This window comes from Mycobacterium sp. 1164966.3, assembly GCF_001665395.1.
GTDB lineage: Bacteria > Actinomycetota > Actinomycetes > Mycobacteriales > Mycobacteriaceae > Mycobacterium.
Genome location: NZ_LZSG01000069.1, coordinates 51,028 through 69,507, shown reverse-complemented (window position 1 = coordinate 69,507; position 18,480 = coordinate 51,028). Strand labels below are relative to the sequence as shown.

Sequence of the window (18,480 nt, the reverse complement as noted above, 5' to 3'; positions counted from 1 at the left end):
GTTCTGTCGGAGGCGTAGGGCAAGATCGACGACGTGACGTTGGTGTTGCTGTACCTGGTGGTGCTCGTCCTGGTGGCGGTGGTGCTGTTCGGCGCGGCCAGTCTGCTGTTCGGCCGGGGCGAGCAGCTGCCGCCGCTGCCGCGGGGGACGACGGTGACAGTGTTGCCCGCGTTCGGCGTGACCGGCGCCGACGTCGACGCCGTTAAGTTCACCCAGACGTTGCGCGGCTACAAAACCAGTGAGGTGGACTGGGTGCTGGACCGGCTCGGCCGTGAGCTCGAGGCGCTGCGCGGTCAGCTGGCCGCGGCCCAGGAGACCAAGCCCCCACCACAAGAGGCCGACGTTCCCGTCGGCGAGACGGTCCCGGACCACCCCGACCCCCCATGAGCGACTTGACCGTTGAGGGATTGGTTCGCTGCGGCTGGGCGAACACCCGGCCCGGACCTGATCTCGAGCTGTATCGCGACTATCACGACCGGGAGTGGGGCCGCCCGCTGCGCGACGGGGTCGCGCTGTTCGAGCGGATGAGCCTGGAGGCCTTTCAGAGCGGCCTGTCCTGGCTGATCATCCTGCGCAAGCGGGACAACTTCCGGCGTGCCTTCTGCGGATTCGACATCGACAAGGTCGCGCGGTTCACCGATGCCGACGTGCAGCGGTTGTTGGCCGACGGCGGCATCGTGCGCAACCGGGCAAAGATCGAGGCGACAATCGCCAACGCTCAGGCGGCCGCTGACCTGGGATCTCCCGGTGAGCTGTCGGAGCTGCTGTGGTCGTTCGCTCCGCCGGCCCGGCCCAGGCCCGCTGACCTTTCCGAAATTCCCTCGGCCAGTGCGGAATCGAAAGCCATGGCGCGCGAGCTGAAACGGCGCGGGTTCCGGTTCGTCGGGCCCACCACCGCGTATGCGCTGATGCAGGCAACCGGCATGGTCGACGACCATATCCGCAGTTGCTGGGTGCCTCCGCTGAGCTCGTGAGGGCCCGACAGCCGGGTCTTGTGCAATCGGTCACCTGGATAGGGAACAATAGAGGGGTGATTTGGCAGTTCTATGTCGGGTATGGCTGGAAATCCACTGGCGGGGCATGCTCGGCGCCGGCCAGGTTCGCGACGGCGGACCAGCTCGAATCTGGAGGGAGCACTCGATGGCGGCGATGAAGCCCCGGACCGGAGACGGTCCCCTGGAAGCAACAAAAGAGGGGCGTGGCATCGTGATGCGGGTACCACTTGAGGGCGGCGGCCGGCTCGTCGTCGAGTTGACGCCCGACGAAGCCGCCGCGCTGGGTGACGAGCTCAAGGGCGTTACCAGCTGAGCCGCGGGCCGGCTACGCGCACACCTTCCGGTAAATCTCCAGCGTCTGCTCGGCTACGCGGGTCCAAGAGAATTCCTCGATGCAGCGTTGGCGTCCCGCTTGCCCGTAGCGCTCGGCCCGCTCGGGATCGGCGATGAGTTCGTTGACCGCTTCGGCCAATCTGGTCTCATAGCCCGCGGTGTCGTGCGCGTCGTAGGGCACCAGCAGACCGGTGATCCCGTCGGCCACCACCTCAGGTATCCCCCCGACGTCGGAGGCCACCACCGCCGTCGCGCACGCCATGGCTTCCAGGTTCACGATGCCCAGCGGCTCGTACACCGACGGGCACACGAAGACGGTTGCAGCCGAGAGTATTTCGCGAAGCTTCCGGGTGGGGAGGATTTCGCGGATCCAGAACACGCCGGTGCGGTTGTGGGCCAGCTTGGCCACAGCGGACCGTACCTCGTTGGCGATCTCGGGGGTATCGGGAGCACCGGCGCACAGAATCAACTGCACGTCGGCGCTGAATCGGTGGGCCGCCGCCACCAGGTGGGCGACGCCTTTCTGCCGGGTGATGCGCCCGACGAATGCGACGATGGGCCGGCTGGTATCGACGCCCAGCTCGGCCAGCACCGAGCCGTCGGCCGCCGGCCCGGCCGGGTACCACATGGCGGTGTCGATGCCGTTGCGGATGACGTGCACCAGGCTCGGGTCCAAGGTGGGATAGACTCGCAGCATGTCCTCGCGCATGCCCGAGCTGACCGCGATGACGGCGTCGGCGGCCAGCACGGCGGTTTGTTCCACCCACGACGACACCTGGTAGCCGCCGCCGAGTTGCTCGGCTTTCCACGGCCGCATCGGCTCCAGCGAATGCGCGGTCATGACGTGCGGAATGTCGTACAGCAACCCGGCCAGATGCCCAGCCAGGTTGGCATACCAGGTGTGCGAATGCACGACGGTGGCCGCCGACGCCGCATTGACCATCACCAGGTCGGCGGACAACGTGGACAGGGCGGCGTTGGCGCCGCGCAACCGCGGATCAGGCTGATGGGCGAATGCGGTCGGGCGCGGCGCGCCCATGCAATGCACGTCGACGGCACACAGCCGACGCAAATGCGCGACCAGTTCCGTGACATGCACCCCCGCTCCGCCGTAGACCTCGGGCGGGTATTCCCGGGTCATCATCGCCACCCGCATACCGGCACCGTAATGCCGCCGGCGGGATGCCGGCGAACTGGGGCGGAACTCGGCCAAATACCTTGACTGACAGCCCGTCAGATGGGCATCCAATGGAAGGTTCATAGTGGCAGGGGTTAGCAGCTGCCGATAGGTTTGAGGCCATGAGGGAAGCGCCACACGTGCTGGGCATCGTCCTGGCCGGCGGTGAGGGCAAGCGGTTGTATCCGCTTACCGCGGACCGGGCCAAACCCGCGGTTCCCTTCGGCGGCGCCTACCGGTTGATCGATTTCGTGCTTTCCAATCTCGTCAACGCCCGCTATCTGAGGATCTGCGTTCTCACCCAATACAAGTCGCATTCGCTGGACCGCCATATTTCGCAGAACTGGCGGCTATCCGGCCTGGCGGGGGAGTACATCACCCCGGTGCCGGCGCAACAGCGACTGGGCCCGCGCTGGTATACCGGCTCGGCGGACGCGATCTATCAGTCGCTCAACCTGATCTACGACGAAGACCCCGACTACATCGTGGTTTTCGGCGCCGACCACGTATACCGGATGGACCCCGAGCAGATGGTCCGGTTCCACATCGACAGCGGGGCCGGCGCGACGGTGGCCGGCATCCGGGTCCCGCGCGCCGAGGCCAGTGCGTTCGGCTGCATCGAAGCTGACGATTCCGCCCGCATCCGGAGATTTCTGGAAAAGCCGATCGACCCGCCCGGAACACCCGACGACCCCGACGCCGCGTTCGTCTCAATGGGCAACTACATCTTCACCACCAAGGTGCTGATCGACGCGATTCGCGCAGACGCCGACGACGACCACTCCGATCACGACATGGGCGGCGACATCATCCCGCGGCTGGTGGACGACGGCCTGGCCGCGGTATACGACTTCAACCACAACGACGTGCCCGGCGCCACCGACCGGGACCGGGCCTACTGGCGTGACGTCGGGACGCTGGACGCGTTCTACGACGCGCATATGGATTTGGTGTCGGTGCATCCGGTGTTCAACCTGTACAACAAGCGCTGGCCGATCCTCGGCGCATCGGAAAACCTGGCGCCGGCGAAGTTCGTCAACGGTGGTTCGGCTCAGGAGTCCGTGGTGGGTGCCGGCAGCATCATCTCGGCGGCCTCGGTGCGTAATTCCGTTTTGTCGTCGAACGTCGTGGTCGACGACGGCGCGATCGTCGAGGGCAGCGTCATCATGCCGGGTGCCCGGGTCGGCCGCGGCGCGGTGGTACGCCACGCGATCCTGGACAAGAACGTCGTTGTCGGGCCCGGCGAAATGGTGGGCGTGGATCTGGAGAAGGACCGGGATCGCTTCGCGATCAGCGCCGGCGGCGTGGTTGCCGTCGGCAAGGGCACCTGGATCTAGCGCGTGTGCTCACCTAACTACCAGATGTACGGCACCAGCCGAGAACGCACCTTCTGCTGATATTCCCGGTATCCGGCCAACTCGTGTTCGAGCATCTTCTCTTCGTCTTCGATGCGCAGCGCGAGGAAGAACACACCGACGACCACGCCCGCGAGCCCCCAATAGGAGCCGAGCGCCAGTGGCATGCCGACCATCAGGATCACGGCAAAGAAGTACATCGGGTGCCGGACAAACCCGTACAGCCCGGTGGAGATCACTGGCTGCTCCGCCTCGACCGCGATATTGGCGGAGGCATAGTTGTTCTGTGCGACGGCCAGGGCGCCGGCACCCAAGCCGACCGCCACCAGGACATCGCCGAGCACCGACACCGCGGTGGGCACCGTAGACCACTTGAACCGATGGTCCAGTGCGCTGACGACGAGCAATGAGGCGAAGGCCGCGAACAAGCCTGTGATGGCAAGCTTTTGCGCGATGCGGGTCTCGGCTGCCGGCCCGCCACGCAGCCGCCGCTGCAGAATGGCCGGATTCGAAGCCCCCCAGCCGATGGTGGGAATCAGCGCCGCCGCGGCATAGATGGCGAGAAATACCCATGCCTGCCAGTACGCGAAAGTTCCTGCCGGCCAGAACAACAGCACGCCGAACACCACGACGGCGACCAAGCCGTACCCCAGGGTTTGAACGATGAGCTTCATGATCCGTTTCCTTCCAGCTACCACAGGTAGGGGACAAGCCGGTAGCGAACCTGTTGGGCGTAGTCGTGATATCCGTCCAGCTGCTGTTCGAGCAGCTCTTCCTCGTCACGGATGCGCATGGCCAGCACTAACAGTCCGGGGATGACGAAGACCAGCCCCCAGTACGAGCCGAGCGCGAGCGGGATGCCCAGCATCATGACGACGTTGCCCGTGTACATCGGGTGGCGCACAAGCCCATACAGGCCGGTGTCGATGACGGTCTGTCCCGCTTCGACGGTGACGTTGGCCGCCGCATAACTGTTCTGAACCACCACCAGCATCGCGAGCCCCAGTCCGATCGCCACCAAGAGGTCGCCGGCCAGGCAGACCGCCGCCGGCACCGACGACCAACCGAAGCGATGATCCAAGGCGCTGACCACGATCATCGCCGCCAGGGACAGCAACGCGATGGAGATGACGATCCGTTGCACCGTTCTGGCTTCCGCGATGGGACCGGCCCGCATGCGCCGTTCCAGCGCGGCGGGGTTGGTGCGCATCAAGTAGATGCTGGGAATCCAGGTGACCAAAGTGAATACGACCAGGAAGGCCCAAGCTTGCCAGTAGTGCAGCGTGCCGGCCGGCCAGAACAGCATCATTCCGAACGCCGCAAATCCCAGGACGGCTGAAACAAGGGCCTTGGCAAGAGTTTTCATGTCAACTCCTCAGTTTCGCAGATCGCGACGACGAAATGCCGTGACACCCAAAGCAATCAACACCGCATCCGTGGCCAGGAGCCACACCAGAGGTACCGTGGTGAAATCGCCGCCACCCACGCGGGGGGTATGTGCGAAGGGTTCGAGGTCAAGCAGCCACTGCGGGAAGCCGGCCAACGACCCGATCAGATACAACGCGACGAAACCCACCAGCACGCCCCACGCGACCGGGGTGAACCTCGGCGCCAGACCGAACAACGCGACTGTCACGGCCGACAGCAGCCACACGGCGGGCAGTTGCGCCAGCGCGGTGCCCACCACGATGCCCAGCTTGCCGCCGACGTCGCCGGCCGCAACTCCGTAGATCAGCCCGGCGGCCAGTCCGGTCACCAGCAACGCCAGCGCGGTGCCGAGCAGGGCAGCCCCCAAATGTGTTGCCAACCAACGTGTCCGGGAGACGGCGCCGGCCAGCGTCGGCTCGGCCCGTTGGCCGGACTCTTCCTGGTGCAGCCGTAGAGTCAGCGAGATGGCGAAAGCCGAGGCCGCCATGGCCAGCATGGTGAACGCGACCGCGATGAAGGCCTGTTCCAGCGCCTTGGTGCCGCCCATGCGTGCGACGATGTCGCGGGCCGCGCTGTCGCCCAGCTCGTCGCCGATGCCGTGCACCACACTGCCCATCAGCACGCCGTACAGGCACAGGCCGACGGTCCACAGCAGCACCGCGCCGCGGTCCAGCCGCCAGGTCAGCCCGGTGACACTGCGCAGTCCCGCACCGGCCGAACCCGGGCCCGCGCGCTCGGCGATCAGTCCGGCGCCCACATCGCGGCCGGCCAGCAGCCGGTAGGCCACCAGCGTGAGCACGGCCGTCGTCGCCAAGTGCAGCAACAAAATCCACCAGCGATCACCCGCATACGGCCGGACCTGCAGTGACCACCCCAACGGCGAGAACCAGGACAGCGCGCCGGAGCCCGCGTCACCGACGGCGCGCAATGTGAAAGCCGTCGCAAGTACCGTGAATGCGGCACCGCGGGCGAATCTGGCGCTCGGCGACAGTTGTGCGGTCACCGCGGCCACCGCCGTGAACACCAACCCGGAGCAAGCCAGCGCCGCGCAGAAAGCCAGCGAGCCGGCGGCCGGGACATCGGTCTTGAGCAAACCGGCTGCACCGATCACGCCGATGGTGATCGACGCCCCGAACGACAAGATCAGCGCCGCGGTGAGACTGGCGTACCGTCCGATCGCGGTCGAGTCCAGAAGTTCGGTGCGGCCGGATTCCTCGTCCGCGCGCGTGTGGCGGATCACCGTGAGGATCACCGCTACCGCGATCAGCAAATGGAACATTCCTGCTTTCCAGATGCCAACGGCGCCAAGGCTGGTGTTGTAGACCTGGCCGTAGAGCGCACGCTGGGCCGGACTGGCCATGATGGTGGCCGCGAAGCCGGCGCGGGCGGCCTCGGTGGGGTAGACCTTCTGGATGCTGCCGACGTAGACGGTGGACAGTGGCACCGACAGTAGCAATACCCACAGCGGCAACGAGATTCGGTCACGGCGCAGATAGAGCCGCAACATCGACAGCGTTCCGGAGAAATTCGAGCCGGCTGGGAGCGCCGGTCGGGGTGGGCGCTCGAGGATGGCGGTGCTCATAGCGTCGCCACCTTTTTTTCGTGTCGGCCGTCCGTAGTGTCGTAATGCCGCAGGAACAGCTCTTCGAGCGTGGGCGGTTGGCTGACCAGGCTGCGTACCCCGGCATCACCGAGTACCCGGATGAGTTCCCCGAGGCTTTCACTGTCGACCTGGGCACGCAGCGTGTTACCGTCGATGCTGACGTCCTCCACACCGCTGATTCGCGTGATATCGCCTGGGTCACCCATCATTTCGGCCTTGATCGAGGTACGGCTGAGATGACGCATCGATTCCAGCGTGCCGCTCTCGACCGTCTTGCCGGCCCGGATGATTGTCACCCTTTCGCACAGTGCTTCAGTCTCGGCCAGGATGTGGCTGGACAGCAGCACTGTTACGCCGCGGTCGCGCGCTTCGCCGACACACTGCTGAAAGATGTTCTCCATCAACGGATCCAATCCGCTACTGGGCTCGTCGAGTAGCAGCAGCCCGGCCTGGGACGAGAAGGCGGAGATCAGGGAAACCTTCTGACGGTTGCCCTTCGAATAGGTACGTGCCTTCTTGTGCGGATCCAGGTCGAAACGCTCGATCAGCTCCGCGCGGCGCTTTTCGTCGATGCCGCCGCGCATGCGGGCCAGCAGGTCGATGGTCTCGCCGCCGGTCAGCGAGGGCCACAACGTGACATCGCCTGGCACGTAAGCGATGTGGCGGTGCAACTGGACCGCGTCGGCCCATGGGTCCCCGCCCAGCAATCGCACGGTGCCCGCGTCGGCCCGTACCAGACCGAGCAGGATGCGGATGGTGGTCGACTTTCCGGCGCCGTTGGGTCCGAGGAAACCGTGAACTTCACCTTGGCGTACCGTCAGGTCCAGGCCGTCCAAGGCCCGCACCGCACCGAAGTTCTTGGTCAGACCGCGGATTTCGATGGGCCGGGAATTGTCAACTGACATGCGATTCTCCTTCGTCCGCTGCGGCCAGAAACGCGTCGTACATGGTGCGATCGGCCAGCAGTCCTTCGGTGTACACCTCCATGGCGGGTAACACCATCTCGCGTGCGTAGTCGCGCAGTACAGCGCGGAGATCCGTTGGGGTTTCATGCATTTGCAGGTACAGCAGGAAGGCGCCACCACCGGAGAGGGCCAAGTACTTGGCCCTGGCCTGCGGGTCGCGACTGGGCTTCACGGTCCCGGCCCGCACGCCCTCTTCCATGTAGTCCCCGGTGTTGTTGATCATCCTGCGCCACAACATCATTGCGAGCTCGCCCCCGGAGTACATGCTGCGCACCAGGTAGGCCATCATCGGCGCATAGGACTCGATCTCGGCCATCGCCGCGAACCAGGTGGCAGGATCGTTGGACTGAATCGCCTCCGATTTCTCGGTGCGGATCTCCTCGGCGACGAACTCATCACACGCTCTGCGCAGGCCGTCCTTGGAACCGAAGTGGTGGATCACCAGCGCGGCGCTCACCCCGGCGGCTTCGGCGATGCTGCGTAATCCCACGTCGAAGCCGTGTTGCCCCCATTGCTCGATGGCCGCATCGCGGATTCGAGCGGTGGCGGTCAGGTCGGCTGAACGCATGTTCAGTACACTAAACGTGCGTTCAGCCGTCAGTCAAGCAGTGCCGCGTCAAGATTCCGTAAAGGTTTCGGGCATTGAACCGACCCTGGCCGTCCGCACCCTCTACGGCCTATCCATGTTTAGTTTCGCCGCCGGGCTTAAGACACCATGTTGGATCTGGTGCTACGGGGCAGCCCATAGTCCACCATCGAGAAATGATCTCCGCACACCGGCTAGAAGGGGGCTGGAACAGATATTCTGCAAGGCAACTCTCCTTTTGTAATACCGAAGTTCGGGTCATGTCGTCGAACCGATACGTATCGAGTTGTGCAGCAACATGATCCGTTCGTCCGCTCGTTTGCTGCATTAACCTTCAGACGCGAACGATACTCAGACCCGCGACGCCGTCGAGCGGATCAAAGTCATCGTCTTGCGTCAGCACAGGCAGCCTGCGGGAAGCTGCAATGGCCGCGATCCAAAGATCGTTGATGCGGACGCGACCGCCGCTCTCTGCCAAGTGAATTCGAAGCCGCGCCCACATTCGCGCTGCGTCGTCGTCGACTGGTAAGGCGACCAGGTCGGCTATCGCATCAAGCGTTGCCAATCGTTGCGCCCGAACGTCGCTCGAGGCAGCCGCCAGTACGCCGAGGTTGAGCTCTGCCACGGTGACCACGGTGGTCGCGACTTCGTCAGGAAGTAGCGACACATCAAGTCGGCGACCACTCTCCCGTGCGATGAATATTGAGGTGTGGAGAACGCCGGCGGGCGTCACGTAAGCGGACCGAGGTCGTCGGTGGTGTCACCGGCCAGCTCGCTGAGTTGTCGACGCAAGCCGGGATCGGCTTGAGCGCGGTCAAGCCTGTCCGCCAGCTCGTCCCGGGTCAGCCATCTGGTCCGCGTGGCCCGCAATGCGGTGAGAAGTGCCACCGGCTTGCCTTTGACGGTGACGGTTATATCTTCACCCGCCTGAACGCGCCGTAGTAGCCCTGCCGTGTCATTCCGCAGCTCACGAGAGGCAATTTCGGGCATGCTACGAATGTAGCACAAGCGTAGCCGTTAACCTTGCCGCTCTGTCGCCTTTCCGAGCGCCTCCCGCACGCGGCCGCGTGTCCGCTCCAGCCGGCCGGCCGCCTCCGCCGCGTCGATGCCCGCCAGCAGCGCGACGATCGCGGTCTTGGCGTGACCGCCCGCGGCAGCCAGCGCGGCGGTCGCGATCTCCTCGTCGACACCGGCCGCGTCGCGCACCATTCGCACCGCACGACGGCGCACCTTCGCGTTGGTGGTGCGAACGTCGACCATGCGCGGCCCGTAGGCCTTGCCGAGTGCGACCATCACGCTCGTCGAGAGTGCGTTGAGCGTGATCTTCTGGGCAGTCGCCGCGGTCAGCCGGGTGGAGCCGGCGAGCACTTCGGGCCCGGTCAACAGCTCGACCACCACGTCGGCCCGCGTCTCGCTGCCCGCGTTGTTGACCACCGCGACAGTCAGCGCGCCCGTCGCACGCGCATACTCGAGCGCGCCTAGCACGTAAGGCGTGCGGCCCGACGCCGTGATCCCGACGAGTGCGTCCGCGGCGGTCAGATCGGCGAGATCGGCGAGATCGAACACGTCTTCCGCACCCTCGATCGCCTCGGTCAAAGCCGCCGGCCCACCGGCGATCACGCCGTGCACCAGGTCGGTGCCGAACGTCGGCCCGCACTCGGCCGCGTCGAGCACACCGAGGCGCCCGGGCGTCCCGGCACCCACGTAGATCAGGCGACCGCCGCGCTGCAGCCGTGCGGCGATGGCCTCGGCCGCCGCGGTGATCTGCGGAACCGCCGCGGCGACCGCCGCGGGCGTTTCACCCTCGGCGGCCACAAGCAGCGTTACCACTTCGCCGATAGGTCGCGTGTCGAGGTCGTCGAGGCCTGGCCGCACGGCTTCCGTGGTGAGCGCGTCGAGCCCTTGCGCGGCAAGGGATCTGGGGGCCGACTGCACACGGATGACATGTGGCTCGTGGATCGCTCCCAGCCGCAGCGCGCCGTCCAGCGCGTCGCCGGCCGCGGGCACGAGGTCAAGGTTTTTGCGCAGCACTTCGACCCCGGCCAGGCCGCCGACCATCGCCACCGGACCAACCCCGGCGGCGCGGGCAGTCGCGGCGAGCGCCTCGGCGGCGGCGCTGACGATCCCAGTTGCCACGGCGTCCTCCTGCGCGGCGAGGACGTCGGGCGCGAAGGACGCGACCGCGGCGGCGCCGATGAGCTGCGCGGACCAGGTCTCCGGTGCGCCGAACCGGGCGCCGGCGGCGTCGAGCAGCAGGGTGGACGGGCCGCGGCGGTCGTAAGCGCGCAGCGCCGCGCGTAGTCCGGCGGCGCCGATCCACGCGCCGCCGCCTTCGTCCCCGAGCCACGGACCCCAGCCGTCGACGGTCCGCAGCGCGCCGTCCCCATCGATCGCGATCGCCACGACACCGGTGCCCGCGATCAGCACCACACCCGGCTCGCCGTTCAGCGCGCCGGCGTGCGCGATCACGGCGTCGCTGGTCACCGCGACACGCTGGGCCCGCAGCGACAGCAACAGCGCATCGGCCAGCGCGCGAGCGGCTGCGGGCGCCGCCCGCGCGCCGGCGGCGCCCACGACCACCTCGTCGGCCGGGCCGAGCTCACGCGCCAACTCGTTGACCAAGGCCTGGATCGATCTCTCCGCGGCCCGCACGCCGCCCGGCTCAGTGAGGCCCGGTGCGCCCGGTCCCGCCGCCCTGCGGCCGGAGAGCGCGGCCCGGCAGGAGGTCTTGCCGAGATCGACCGCGAGGATCATGACACCATCGTTTCATGGCAGCCTCACCCGCGAGCAGACGCAAAATCGCCCAAAAGCAGCCAGTTTTGGGCGATTTTGCGTCTGCTCGCCGGAAGAACTCGCCGGCAGTGCTAGTCGCGGACGGCGGCCAGGATGCCGTCACCGAGCGGTATCAGCGCGGGCGTGAGCCGCACGTCCTCGGCGATCAGCCGGGCGGCCTCGCGGACCGCCACGACTTCCGGGTCGTTCGCCGCGGGATCACCGGCCCGTCCGCTTAGCGCCGCCCGGTGCACCACGATGACCCCGCCGGACCGCAGCAATCGCACCCCCTCGACGACGTAATCCGGCTGGTCGACCGGGTCGGCGTCGATGAACACCAAGTCATAGGAGTCGTCGGCGAGCCGGGTCAGCACATCCTGGGCCCGGCCGCTGATCAGCCGGGTGCGCGACGGCCCGATCTCCGCCTCGGAGAATGCCTGTTTGGCCAGGCGCAGATATTCGGGCTCGATGTCGATCGTGGTCAACACGCCGTCGTCGCTCATGCCGGACAGCAACCACAGCCCGCTGACTCCCGCGCCGGTGCCCACCTCGGCGACGGCCTTGCCGCCGCTGAGCTTGGTCAGCAGGCTGAGCATCGCGCCGACCGCGGGTGTCACCGCCCCGGCGCCGATGTCCATCGCCCGCTCGCGGGCGGTCACCAGGATCGCGTCTTCGGATATCGACCCCTCGGCGTGCGCACAAAGTGATTCGGCTCGGCCGGGGGCCGCCTGGGCGGGGGTCTCGAGGGTGACGTCCATGTCCCGCAGCGTATGTCCAACTGCCGTCCGGATCGGGCAGGCGCGCCTGAAATCGGGGCCGCGGTGTCGCGCGCCGGACATGCCCGAAACCCGAAACGGGACAAACGTCACTTTGCGAGCGAAATTGCCTGGTTGACGCCGGTAACGATATGGTTTCTCAGCCAAACCTCAGGGTGTTCCTATATCGCCCACACCCCGGTACGCGACGGTATCGGTATGGAACGCGGCGGTCGCTGGTCCCGGGATGCAGCGGGGGTTACACCCGGGAATATCGGGAATACGCAGTGGCAGCATCGCGTTGCCGCTGTCGAACTGCCGAGCCCAGATGGCGAGGCAAACTCGGAGGACTTGATCATCACCACCTTGAACCCCACCACCATGTCTCACCCCCAGGTGATCCGTGACGACGAGTGGGCGGAAGTGCTCGACCAGCCACACGGCACCGCCGTCTTCGACGCCACCGGAGACAAGGCCACCATGCCGTCCTGGGATGAACTGGTGCGCCAGCACGCCGATCGGGTGTACCGGCTGGCCTACCGGCTTTCCGGCAACCAGCAGGACGCCGAGGATCTGACCCAGGAGACCTTCATCCGGGTTTTCCGGTCGGTCCAGAACTACCAGCCCGGAACCTTCGAAGGATGGCTGCACCGCATTACGACGAACCTGTTCCTGGACATGGTTCGCCGGCGCGCACGCATCCGGATGGAAGCGTTGCCCGATGACTACGACCGGGTCCCCGCCGACGAGCCCAACCCCGAGCAGATCTACCACGACTCGCGGCTGGGCGCCGACCTGCAGGCCGCCCTGGACTCGCTGCCGCCGGAGTTTCGCGCCGCGGTGGTGCTGTGCGACATCGAGGGTCTTTCCTACGAGGAGATCGGCGCGACCCTCGGGGTGAAGCTGGGCACGGTGCGCAGCCGCATACACCGCGGTCGTCAGGCACTGCGTGACTACCTGGCCGCACACCCCGACGGTGACGCGCGCGGCGACATGCCGCAGGCCAAGTCCGCCTAGTTCGTACGCAACGGCCGTCAAGCCTGGCCGGTGATGCTGGGGATTTACCGCTTCGTGCTGGGTCTGAGCGGCGCGCCGCGCTACATTCGACATAAGCGCGGCAGCGAAAGGAGCCGGTAATGGCCTACTCGGGCAACGTGGGACACGTGTTCCGCCGGGCCTTCTCCTGGCTGCCAGCGCAGTTCGCCTCGCAGAGTGACGCGCCGGTAGGCGCACCGCGCCAGTTCGGCTCCACCGAGCATCTGTCCACCGAGGCGATCGCGGCGTTCGTCGACGGTGAGCTGCGGATGAATGCACACCTGCGCGCTGCGCACCACCTTTCTTTATGTCCTGAGTGCGCAGCCGAAGTGGACGACCAGAGCAGGGCGCGCGCCGCGCTGCGCGACTCGAACCCGATCCGAATCCCCAGCACTCTGCTGGGACTGCTGTCGGACATACCGCACTGCGCGCCGGACGACCCGACGTCACTACCCGGAACGGTGTCAGACATATCCGACCGCGACCCGCGCGATCACCGTAAGCGCCGGTAGCTTGGCGGCTATTCCTGAGCATTCCGGGGCGCACCTGGACCGCCCGGCGCGCACTCATGCCCACCCATCCCGGACCGTGGATACTAGGGTGGACACGGACAACACAGGCGCCTGCATACGGCCGCGTCGACGGCGTGTTTCGTGCGTTGAAAGAACCATCCGGAAGAGGGCTGAGGAGAGGGCAGAGTGACCTCCGACCAAGGCAACAACAGCGGTCAAGACGGCGGCAGCCGCCTGGCGCCGCGCCCGGTATCCCGGCCTCCGGTGGATCCCGCATCGCGTCAGGCGTTCGGTCGTCCCCAGGGCATCCAGGGGTCCTTTGTGGCCGAGCGTGTGCGTCCGCAGAAGTACCGCGAACAGACTGAATTCCGGCCTCACGATCCGGAGGCCGACCCGGTGTTGGAGGAGGCGTTCAGCCGGCCCTTTCCGGGCGCCGAGTCGCTGCAGCGCCACCCGATCGACGCCGATGCGCTGGCCGCCGAGAAAGACGGCGCGGACCAGGACGGCGAAGACCCGTGGCGGGACCCGGGCGCCCCGGCCGCGCTGGGCACGCCCGCGGTAAAGCCGCCGGCATCGCGGACCGCGCTGGGGCAGACCGGCAAGCTCGGCGTGCGAGATGTGCTGTTCGGGGGCAAGGTGTCCTACCTGGCCCTGGTAGTCCTGTTGCTGATCGCGCTGGTGATCGGTGCGATCGGCGGTGTGATCGGCCGCAAGACGGCCGAAGTCGTCGGCGCGTTCACCACCTCGAAGGTGACGTTGTCGACCAGTGGCAACAAAGAAGGACCCGCCGGCCGCTTCACCAAAGTGGCTTCGGCGGTCGCCGATTCGGTGGTGACCATCGAGTCCAAGAGCGACCAGGAGGGCATGCAGGGCTCCGGCGTCATCATCGACGGTCGCGGCTACATCGTCACCAACAACCACGTGATCTCCGAAGCGGCAAACAACCCCAGCCAGTTCAAGACCAAAGTGGTGTTCAACGACGGTAAAGAGGTACCTGCCACCCTGGTGGGCCGCGATCCCAAGACGGACCTGGCCGTGCTCAAGGTCGACAACGTCGACAATCTGTCCGTGGCCCGCCTCGGCGACTCCGACAAGGTTCGCGTCGGCGACGAGGTCCTCGCGGCCGGAGCGCCGCTGGGGCTGCGCAGCACCGTCACCCACGGCATCATCAGCGCCCTGCACCGGCCCGTGCCGTTGTCCGGGGAGGGCTCCGACACCGACACCGTGATCGACGCCCTGCAGACCGACGCGTCGATCAACCACGGCAACTCCGGCGGCCCGCTGATCGACATGGATTCCCAGGTGATTGGCGTCAACACCGCCGGAAAGTCGTTGTCGGACAGCGCGAGTGGGCTGGGCTTCGCGATCCCGGTCAACGAGATGAAGCAGGTCGCGCAGACGCTGATCAAAGACGGCAAGATCGTGCACCCGACGTTGGGAATCAGCACCCGCTCGGTCAGCAACGCGATCGCCTCCGGCGCGCAGGTCGCCAACGTGAAGGCCGGAAGTCCCGCGCAGAAGGGCGGCATCTTGGAGAACGACGTGATCGTCAAGGTCGGCAACCGCAAGGTCGCCGACGCCGACGAGTTCGTCGTCGCCGTGCGGCAGCTGACCATCGGGCAGGACGCACCGGTGGAAGTGGTCCGCGAAGGCCGGCACGTCACCCTGACCGTCAAACCAGACGCCGATACCAGCTAGATGTTCGCCAACGTCGGCTGGGGGGAAATGCTGGTGCTCCTGGTGGTCGGATTACTGGTCCTCGGCCCCGAGCGCCTCCCCGGTGCCATCCGGTGGACAGCGGGCGCGTTGCGGCAGGCCCGCGATTACCTCAGCGGTGTCACGAACCAGCTGCGCGAGGACATCGGGCCGGAGTTCGACGACCTACGCGGACAGCTCGGCGAGCTGCAGAAGCTACGCGGCATCACGCCGCGGGCGGCGCTCACCAAGCATCTGCTCGACGGCGACGACTCCCTCTTCACGGGCAACTTCGAACCCCCGGTCAACGGCGCTCCGCCCGCTCAGCCGGTCCAGCGCGCCGAGCCCGTCGACCCCGGGCGCACGCCGTTCGACACCGACGCCACTTAGGGGCTGAGCGTCGAACGTGGGGGATATGGACGCATTCGAGGCGGTTTTCGTGCCTAAGGCCCACGTTCGGTGACGAAGCCAGGCCTACCTAACGCCGGGTGGGGTCGAGGCCCAGCGACACGCCTGCCAGCCCGCGCCGTCGGGACGACAGGCTGTCGGCGATGCTGCGCAGCTCCTTGCCCACCGGCGAGTCCGGCGCACTCAGCACCATCGGGATGCCGGCGTCGCCCGCCGCCACCAATGCGGGGTCCAGCGGGATCTGGCCCAGCAGTGGAACCTCGGCGCCGACCGCCCGCGACAGCCGCTCGGCCACCTGCTGTCCGCCGCCCTCGCCGAAGACCTGCAGCGTCGACCCGTCCGGCAGCCGCAGCCCGGACATGTTCTCCACCACGCCGACGATGCGCTGGCGGGTCTGTATCGCGATGCTGCCGGCCCGTTCGGCGACCTCTGCCGCGGCCAGCTGTGGTGTGGTCACCACCAGGATCTCCGCATTCGGGATCAGCTGAGCCACCGAGATGGCGATGTCGCCGGTTCCGGGCGGCAGATCGAGCAGCAGCACATCCAGATCACCCCAATAAACGTCGGCCAGGAACTGCTGCAGCGCGCGGTGCAGCATCGGGCCACGCCACACCACCGGGGTGTTGCCCTCGGTGAATTGGGCGATCGAGATCACCTTCACCTTGTGGGCGATGGGCGGCAAGATCATCGACTCGACCTGTGTGGGCCGGTCGCTGGTGCCCATCATGCGCGGGATGGAATGGCCGTGGATGTCGGCGTCGAGCACGCCGACCGACAGGCCGCGGGCGGCCATCGCGGCGGCCAGGTTGACTGTGACGCTGGACTTTCCCACCCCGCCCTTGCCGGACGCGACGGCGTATACCCGGGTCAGCGAGTTGGGTTGGGCGAAGGGAATGACGGGTTCGCGTGCGTCACCGCGCAACTGCTTGCGCAGCTCGGTGCGCTGCTCGTCGCTCATCACGTCCAGGGTGACGCGGACGGCGCCGGTGCCGGGGACGTCGGCGACGGCCTGGCCGACGCGCTCGCTGATCTCGGTCTTCTTCGGGCAGGCGGCGGTGGTCAGGTAGATCGCCACGTGTACGCCGCCGTCCTTCTCGAAGTCGACGCTCTTGACCATCCCGAGTTCGGTGATGGGACGGCGCAGTTCGGGGTCGATCACCTTGCCCAATGCGGCGCGGATCGCCGCGTTCAGGTCGGCGTTGGAGTGAGAAGCATCATGGCGTGACATCACCGCCGAGTGTAGGCGGCTCGGCTTTTGGCGGCTTGGCCAGCCGACCGGCCGTCTTAGGCGGGCGGAACCGGCGGCGGCTCGTTGGGCACGGCCGGGGCGGGTGCGGTGGGCACGCCGGGCTGGCCGGCCGGCTTCTTCGGCGCCGGTGAGGCGTTGGGCGCGCCGGCGGCCGGGCTCACAGGTGGTGCGCCTGCCGGCGTCTCAGCCGGGGGAGCGCCGGGCGGCGGCCCCAGCGGATCCACGGGCGGAACCCCGGCGGGTGGCGGTGCCTGGCGAACCTTCGGCGCACCGGCGACTGGTGGCTGCCCGATCGGCGGCGCACCGGCAACTGGCGGCTGCCCCATCGGCGGCGCGACGACCTCGGACGGCTGCGGGCTCGTGCCGGCGGGGAGGGGACCCGGCCCCGGCCCCGGCCCAGGGCCCTGCGAGCCGATGCAGATCAGCGTGCAGCCAGGCGCAAGCGTCAGCGGCGCCGGGCCCTGCGTCGCCGGAGGCGCCATCCACGGGAACATCGGTTGGGTGCTGACGAGTTGAGTCTGGCCACCGAGGTCGATCAGCGGCGTCCGCCCGGCAAACGGGTCGGTGTACGGCAGGCCGGTGTGGTTCAGCGCCAAGTTGGGCCCGAGGCCTTCGGGGTGTTCCAGGAATCCGTCGCCGATCGGCGGCGGCGTGCCGGTGATCGGCGGCAGGTCGACCGGGACCACGCCGGTGGCGTATGCGGCAGCCCAGCCCAGCACGTTCTGCGCGTAGGCGACCGAGTTGTTGTACCGGAGGATGGCCGCCATGACCTGTCCGGGGTCGCGCAGGTTCAGCCCGCCGCTGCACAGGTACCGGGCCGCCGCGAGCGTCGAATCGAACAGGTTCTGCGGATCGGCGATGCCGTCGCCGTCGCCGTCGGAGGCATAACGCGCCCAGGTGCCGGGCAGGAACTGCATGGGCCCCATCGCACGTGCGTAGGTGACGCGGTTGCCGACGCTCTGCTGGACGATGACTTCATTGCCGGGCAGCGTGCCGTCCAGCGCGGGACCGTAGATCGGGTTGAGCGCGGTGCCGCGCGAGTCGACGGCACCGCCGCCGGCGTGGCCCGACTCGATGCGGCCGATGCCGGCCAGCAAGTTCCAGCTGACGCCACATCCCGGGACGGCAGCGGCCATCTTCAGCTCGGCGTTGCGGTAGGCGGCCAGCGCCGTTTTCGGAATGCCCAGTGTGCCAGGCGCATTCACGACCGTCGGGGGCGGCGGCGCCGATATGGTGGCCGCCGCGACGTGGAACCTGGCGGGCGCCCGCGGGATGGCCACCACACCAGGGCCGGACGGGTTGGCGCGCAGATCACGGTGCGACGCTGTTACCGCGGCTACCGGGGTTACGGCGCGCACGGCCGGAGTTTTTCCAGGCAGCGGAGCCGGAGCGCCCCCTACGGCTGCGGCGAAAACCAATGGCGTGATGGCGGCGATACCGAATGCGGGTGTTCGCGTTGCTTGACGCGGCCACTGCCGCACGGCCGCGACGGCCGGGTGTGCAGCCCAGCGTCCCCCTATGCGCACTCGACCGTCCTTCAGTTGTGTTGAGCCGTCGGAAAACCGTGTCCGGTTAGTTACGGTTTCTTCTTAGCTTCGTGAACTAGATCACC

The 18,480-nt window shown here is 67.3% G+C and carries 20 protein-coding genes and 1 pseudogene; 8 read left to right on the top strand and 13 right to left on the bottom strand.

Translation table 11 applies throughout. The features are described 5' to 3' along the window. Window positions 1–33 precede the first annotated feature (33 nt). From A9W99_RS24870 to A9W99_RS24860, 3 genes are all read left to right on the top strand, one after another. On the top strand, window positions 34–387 hold the full coding sequence (locus A9W99_RS24870) for a DivIVA domain-containing protein (RefSeq protein WP_067384811.1): 354 nt from the start codon (window positions 34–36) through the stop codon (window positions 385–387). Window positions 388–392: 5 nt separating this feature from the next. Then, entirely contained in the window at window positions 393–974 is a 582-nt protein-coding gene (locus tag A9W99_RS24865; RefSeq protein ID WP_156623277.1) for a DNA-3-methyladenine glycosylase I, read from the top strand. A gap of 166 nt (window positions 975–1,140) precedes the next feature. After that, complete coding sequence (locus A9W99_RS24860; RefSeq protein ID WP_003406247.1) at window positions 1,141–1,308, top strand: DUF3117 domain-containing protein; 168 nt, start codon at window positions 1,141–1,143, stop codon at window positions 1,306–1,308. A 12-nt stretch (window positions 1,309–1,320) separates the two neighbouring features. On the opposite strand, the gene glgA is transcribed toward A9W99_RS24860, so the two are convergent. Further along, complete coding sequence (gene glgA / locus A9W99_RS24855) at window positions 1,321–2,484, bottom strand: glycogen synthase (RefSeq protein ID WP_067384805.1); 1,164 nt, start codon at window positions 2,482–2,484, stop codon at window positions 1,321–1,323. Between the two features lie 143 nt (window positions 2,485–2,627). On the opposite strand from glgA, the gene glgC reads away from it, so the two are divergent. Further along, a complete protein-coding gene (gene glgC / locus A9W99_RS24850) occupies window positions 2,628–3,842 on the top strand; it encodes a glucose-1-phosphate adenylyltransferase (RefSeq protein ID WP_067384802.1) in 1,215 nt (404 codons plus the stop codon). 17 nt (window positions 3,843–3,859) lie between these two features. On the opposite strand, the gene A9W99_RS24845 is transcribed toward glgC, so the two are convergent. The 10 genes and pseudogenes from A9W99_RS24845 to A9W99_RS24805 form a co-directional block, all read right to left on the bottom strand. Continuing rightward, the gene (locus tag A9W99_RS24845) at window positions 3,860–4,534 is read right to left on the bottom strand and encodes an isoprenylcysteine carboxylmethyltransferase family protein (protein WP_067384799.1); all 675 of its coding nucleotides are present in this window, start codon (window positions 4,532–4,534) and stop codon (window positions 3,860–3,862) included. 17 nt (window positions 4,535–4,551) lie between these two features. Beyond that, complete coding sequence (locus tag A9W99_RS24840; RefSeq protein ID WP_067384796.1) at window positions 4,552–5,226, bottom strand: isoprenylcysteine carboxylmethyltransferase family protein; 675 nt, start codon at window positions 5,224–5,226, stop codon at window positions 4,552–4,554. A gap of 9 nt (window positions 5,227–5,235) precedes the next feature. Beyond that, window positions 5,236–6,870 (bottom strand): ABC transporter permease, encoded by a 1,635-nt coding sequence (locus A9W99_RS24835; protein ID WP_156623276.1) that lies wholly within the window; start codon window positions 6,868–6,870, stop codon window positions 5,236–5,238. Continuing rightward, window positions 6,867–7,796, bottom strand: coding sequence for an ABC transporter ATP-binding protein (locus A9W99_RS24830; RefSeq protein ID WP_067384793.1), 930 nt, complete (start codon window positions 7,794–7,796; stop codon window positions 6,867–6,869). The genes A9W99_RS24835 and A9W99_RS24830 overlap by 4 nt, the downstream gene beginning before the upstream one ends. Further along, the gene (locus A9W99_RS24825) at window positions 7,786–8,424 is read right to left on the bottom strand and encodes a TetR/AcrR family transcriptional regulator (protein WP_067384790.1); all 639 of its coding nucleotides are present in this window, start codon (window positions 8,422–8,424) and stop codon (window positions 7,786–7,788) included. Before A9W99_RS24825 ends, A9W99_RS24830 begins: the two co-directional genes overlap by 11 nt. 352 nt (window positions 8,425–8,776) lie before the next feature. Beyond that, the gene (locus A9W99_RS24820; protein ID WP_067384787.1) at window positions 8,777–9,175 is read right to left on the bottom strand and encodes a type II toxin-antitoxin system VapC family toxin; all 399 of its coding nucleotides are present in this window, start codon (window positions 9,173–9,175) and stop codon (window positions 8,777–8,779) included. Next, entirely contained in the window at window positions 9,172–9,432 is a 261-nt protein-coding gene (locus A9W99_RS24815) for a type II toxin-antitoxin system Phd/YefM family antitoxin (RefSeq protein ID WP_067384784.1), read from the bottom strand. Before A9W99_RS24815 ends, A9W99_RS24820 begins: the two co-directional genes overlap by 4 nt. Window positions 9,433–9,459: 27 nt before the next feature. Continuing rightward, complete coding sequence (gene murQ / locus A9W99_RS27900; protein ID WP_067384876.1) at window positions 9,460–10,377, bottom strand: N-acetylmuramic acid 6-phosphate etherase; 918 nt, start codon at window positions 10,375–10,377, stop codon at window positions 9,460–9,462. 87 nt (window positions 10,378–10,464) lie between these two features. Next, window positions 10,465–11,196, bottom strand: a pseudogene (locus tag A9W99_RS27895) (BadF/BadG/BcrA/BcrD ATPase family protein); the annotation flags it as partial. Window positions 11,197–11,306: 110 nt separating this feature from the next. Continuing rightward, window positions 11,307–11,972 (bottom strand): O-methyltransferase, encoded by a 666-nt coding sequence (locus A9W99_RS24805; protein WP_067384781.1) that lies wholly within the window; start codon window positions 11,970–11,972, stop codon window positions 11,307–11,309. 216 nt (window positions 11,973–12,188) lie between these two features. Here A9W99_RS24805 and sigE point away from each other — a divergent pair, with 216 nt between their 5' ends. The 4 genes from sigE to tatB all read left to right on the top strand — a co-directional run bounded on the left by sigE (window position 12,189) and on the right by tatB (window position 15,601). Then, window positions 12,189–12,986, top strand: coding sequence for an RNA polymerase sigma factor SigE (gene sigE / locus A9W99_RS24800; RefSeq protein WP_067384778.1), 798 nt, complete (start codon window positions 12,189–12,191; stop codon window positions 12,984–12,986). A gap of 119 nt (window positions 12,987–13,105) precedes the next feature. Next, entirely contained in the window at window positions 13,106–13,516 is a 411-nt protein-coding gene (gene rseA, locus A9W99_RS24795; protein WP_067384775.1) for an anti-sigma E factor RseA, read from the top strand. A gap of 186 nt (window positions 13,517–13,702) precedes the next feature. Beyond that, complete coding sequence (locus tag A9W99_RS24790) at window positions 13,703–15,214, top strand: S1C family serine protease (RefSeq protein ID WP_067384772.1); 1,512 nt, start codon at window positions 13,703–13,705, stop codon at window positions 15,212–15,214. After that, window positions 15,215–15,601: a Sec-independent protein translocase protein TatB gene (gene tatB, locus A9W99_RS24785; protein WP_067384769.1), complete on the top strand. Its 387-nt coding sequence runs from the start codon at window positions 15,215–15,217 to the stop codon at window positions 15,599–15,601. Window positions 15,602–15,689: 88 nt separating this feature from the next. Here tatB and A9W99_RS24780 read toward each other — a convergent pair whose 3' ends face one another. Then, window positions 15,690–16,847, bottom strand: a complete 1,158-nt coding sequence (locus tag A9W99_RS24780) for an Mrp/NBP35 family ATP-binding protein (protein WP_156623275.1) — start codon at window positions 16,845–16,847, stop codon at window positions 15,690–15,692. Window positions 16,848–16,903: 56 nt separating this feature from the next. Then, window positions 16,904–18,394: a lytic transglycosylase domain-containing protein gene (locus A9W99_RS24775; protein WP_067384764.1), complete on the bottom strand. Its 1,491-nt coding sequence runs from the start codon at window positions 18,392–18,394 to the stop codon at window positions 16,904–16,906. Window positions 18,395–18,480 lie beyond the last annotated feature (86 nt).

Coding starts and splice junctions, on each gene's coding strand:
- A9W99_RS24860 (WP_003406247.1), top strand. CDS start 1,141: ATGGCGGCGATGAAGCCCCGGACCGGAGACGGTCCCCTGGAAGCAACA.
- glgA (WP_067384805.1), bottom strand. CDS start 2,484: ATGCGGGTGGCGATGATGACCCGGGAATACCCGCCCGAGGTCTACGGC.
- glgC (WP_067384802.1), top strand. CDS start 2,628: ATGAGGGAAGCGCCACACGTGCTGGGCATCGTCCTGGCCGGCGGTGAG.
- A9W99_RS24845 (WP_067384799.1), bottom strand. CDS start 4,534: ATGAAGCTCATCGTTCAAACCCTGGGGTACGGCTTGGTCGCCGTCGTG.
- A9W99_RS24840 (WP_067384796.1), bottom strand. CDS start 5,226: ATGAAAACTCTTGCCAAGGCCCTTGTTTCAGCCGTCCTGGGATTTGCG.
- A9W99_RS24835 (WP_156623276.1), bottom strand. CDS start 6,870: ATGAGCACCGCCATCCTCGAGCGCCCACCCCGACCGGCGCTCCCAGCC.
- A9W99_RS24830 (WP_067384793.1), bottom strand. CDS start 7,796: ATGTCAGTTGACAATTCCCGGCCCATCGAAATCCGCGGTCTGACCAAG.
- A9W99_RS24825 (WP_067384790.1), bottom strand. CDS start 8,424: ATGCGTTCAGCCGACCTGACCGCCACCGCTCGAATCCGCGATGCGGCC.
- A9W99_RS24815 (WP_067384784.1), bottom strand. CDS start 9,432: ATGCCCGAAATTGCCTCTCGTGAGCTGCGGAATGACACGGCAGGGCTA.
- A9W99_RS24805 (WP_067384781.1), bottom strand. CDS start 11,972: ATGGACGTCACCCTCGAGACCCCCGCCCAGGCGGCCCCCGGCCGAGCC.
- sigE (WP_067384778.1), top strand. CDS start 12,189: ATGGAACGCGGCGGTCGCTGGTCCCGGGATGCAGCGGGGGTTACACCC.
- rseA (WP_067384775.1), top strand. CDS start 13,106: ATGGCCTACTCGGGCAACGTGGGACACGTGTTCCGCCGGGCCTTCTCC.
- tatB (WP_067384769.1), top strand. CDS start 15,215: ATGTTCGCCAACGTCGGCTGGGGGGAAATGCTGGTGCTCCTGGTGGTC.
- A9W99_RS24780 (WP_156623275.1), bottom strand. CDS start 16,847: ATGTCACGCCATGATGCTTCTCACTCCAACGCCGACCTGAACGCGGCG.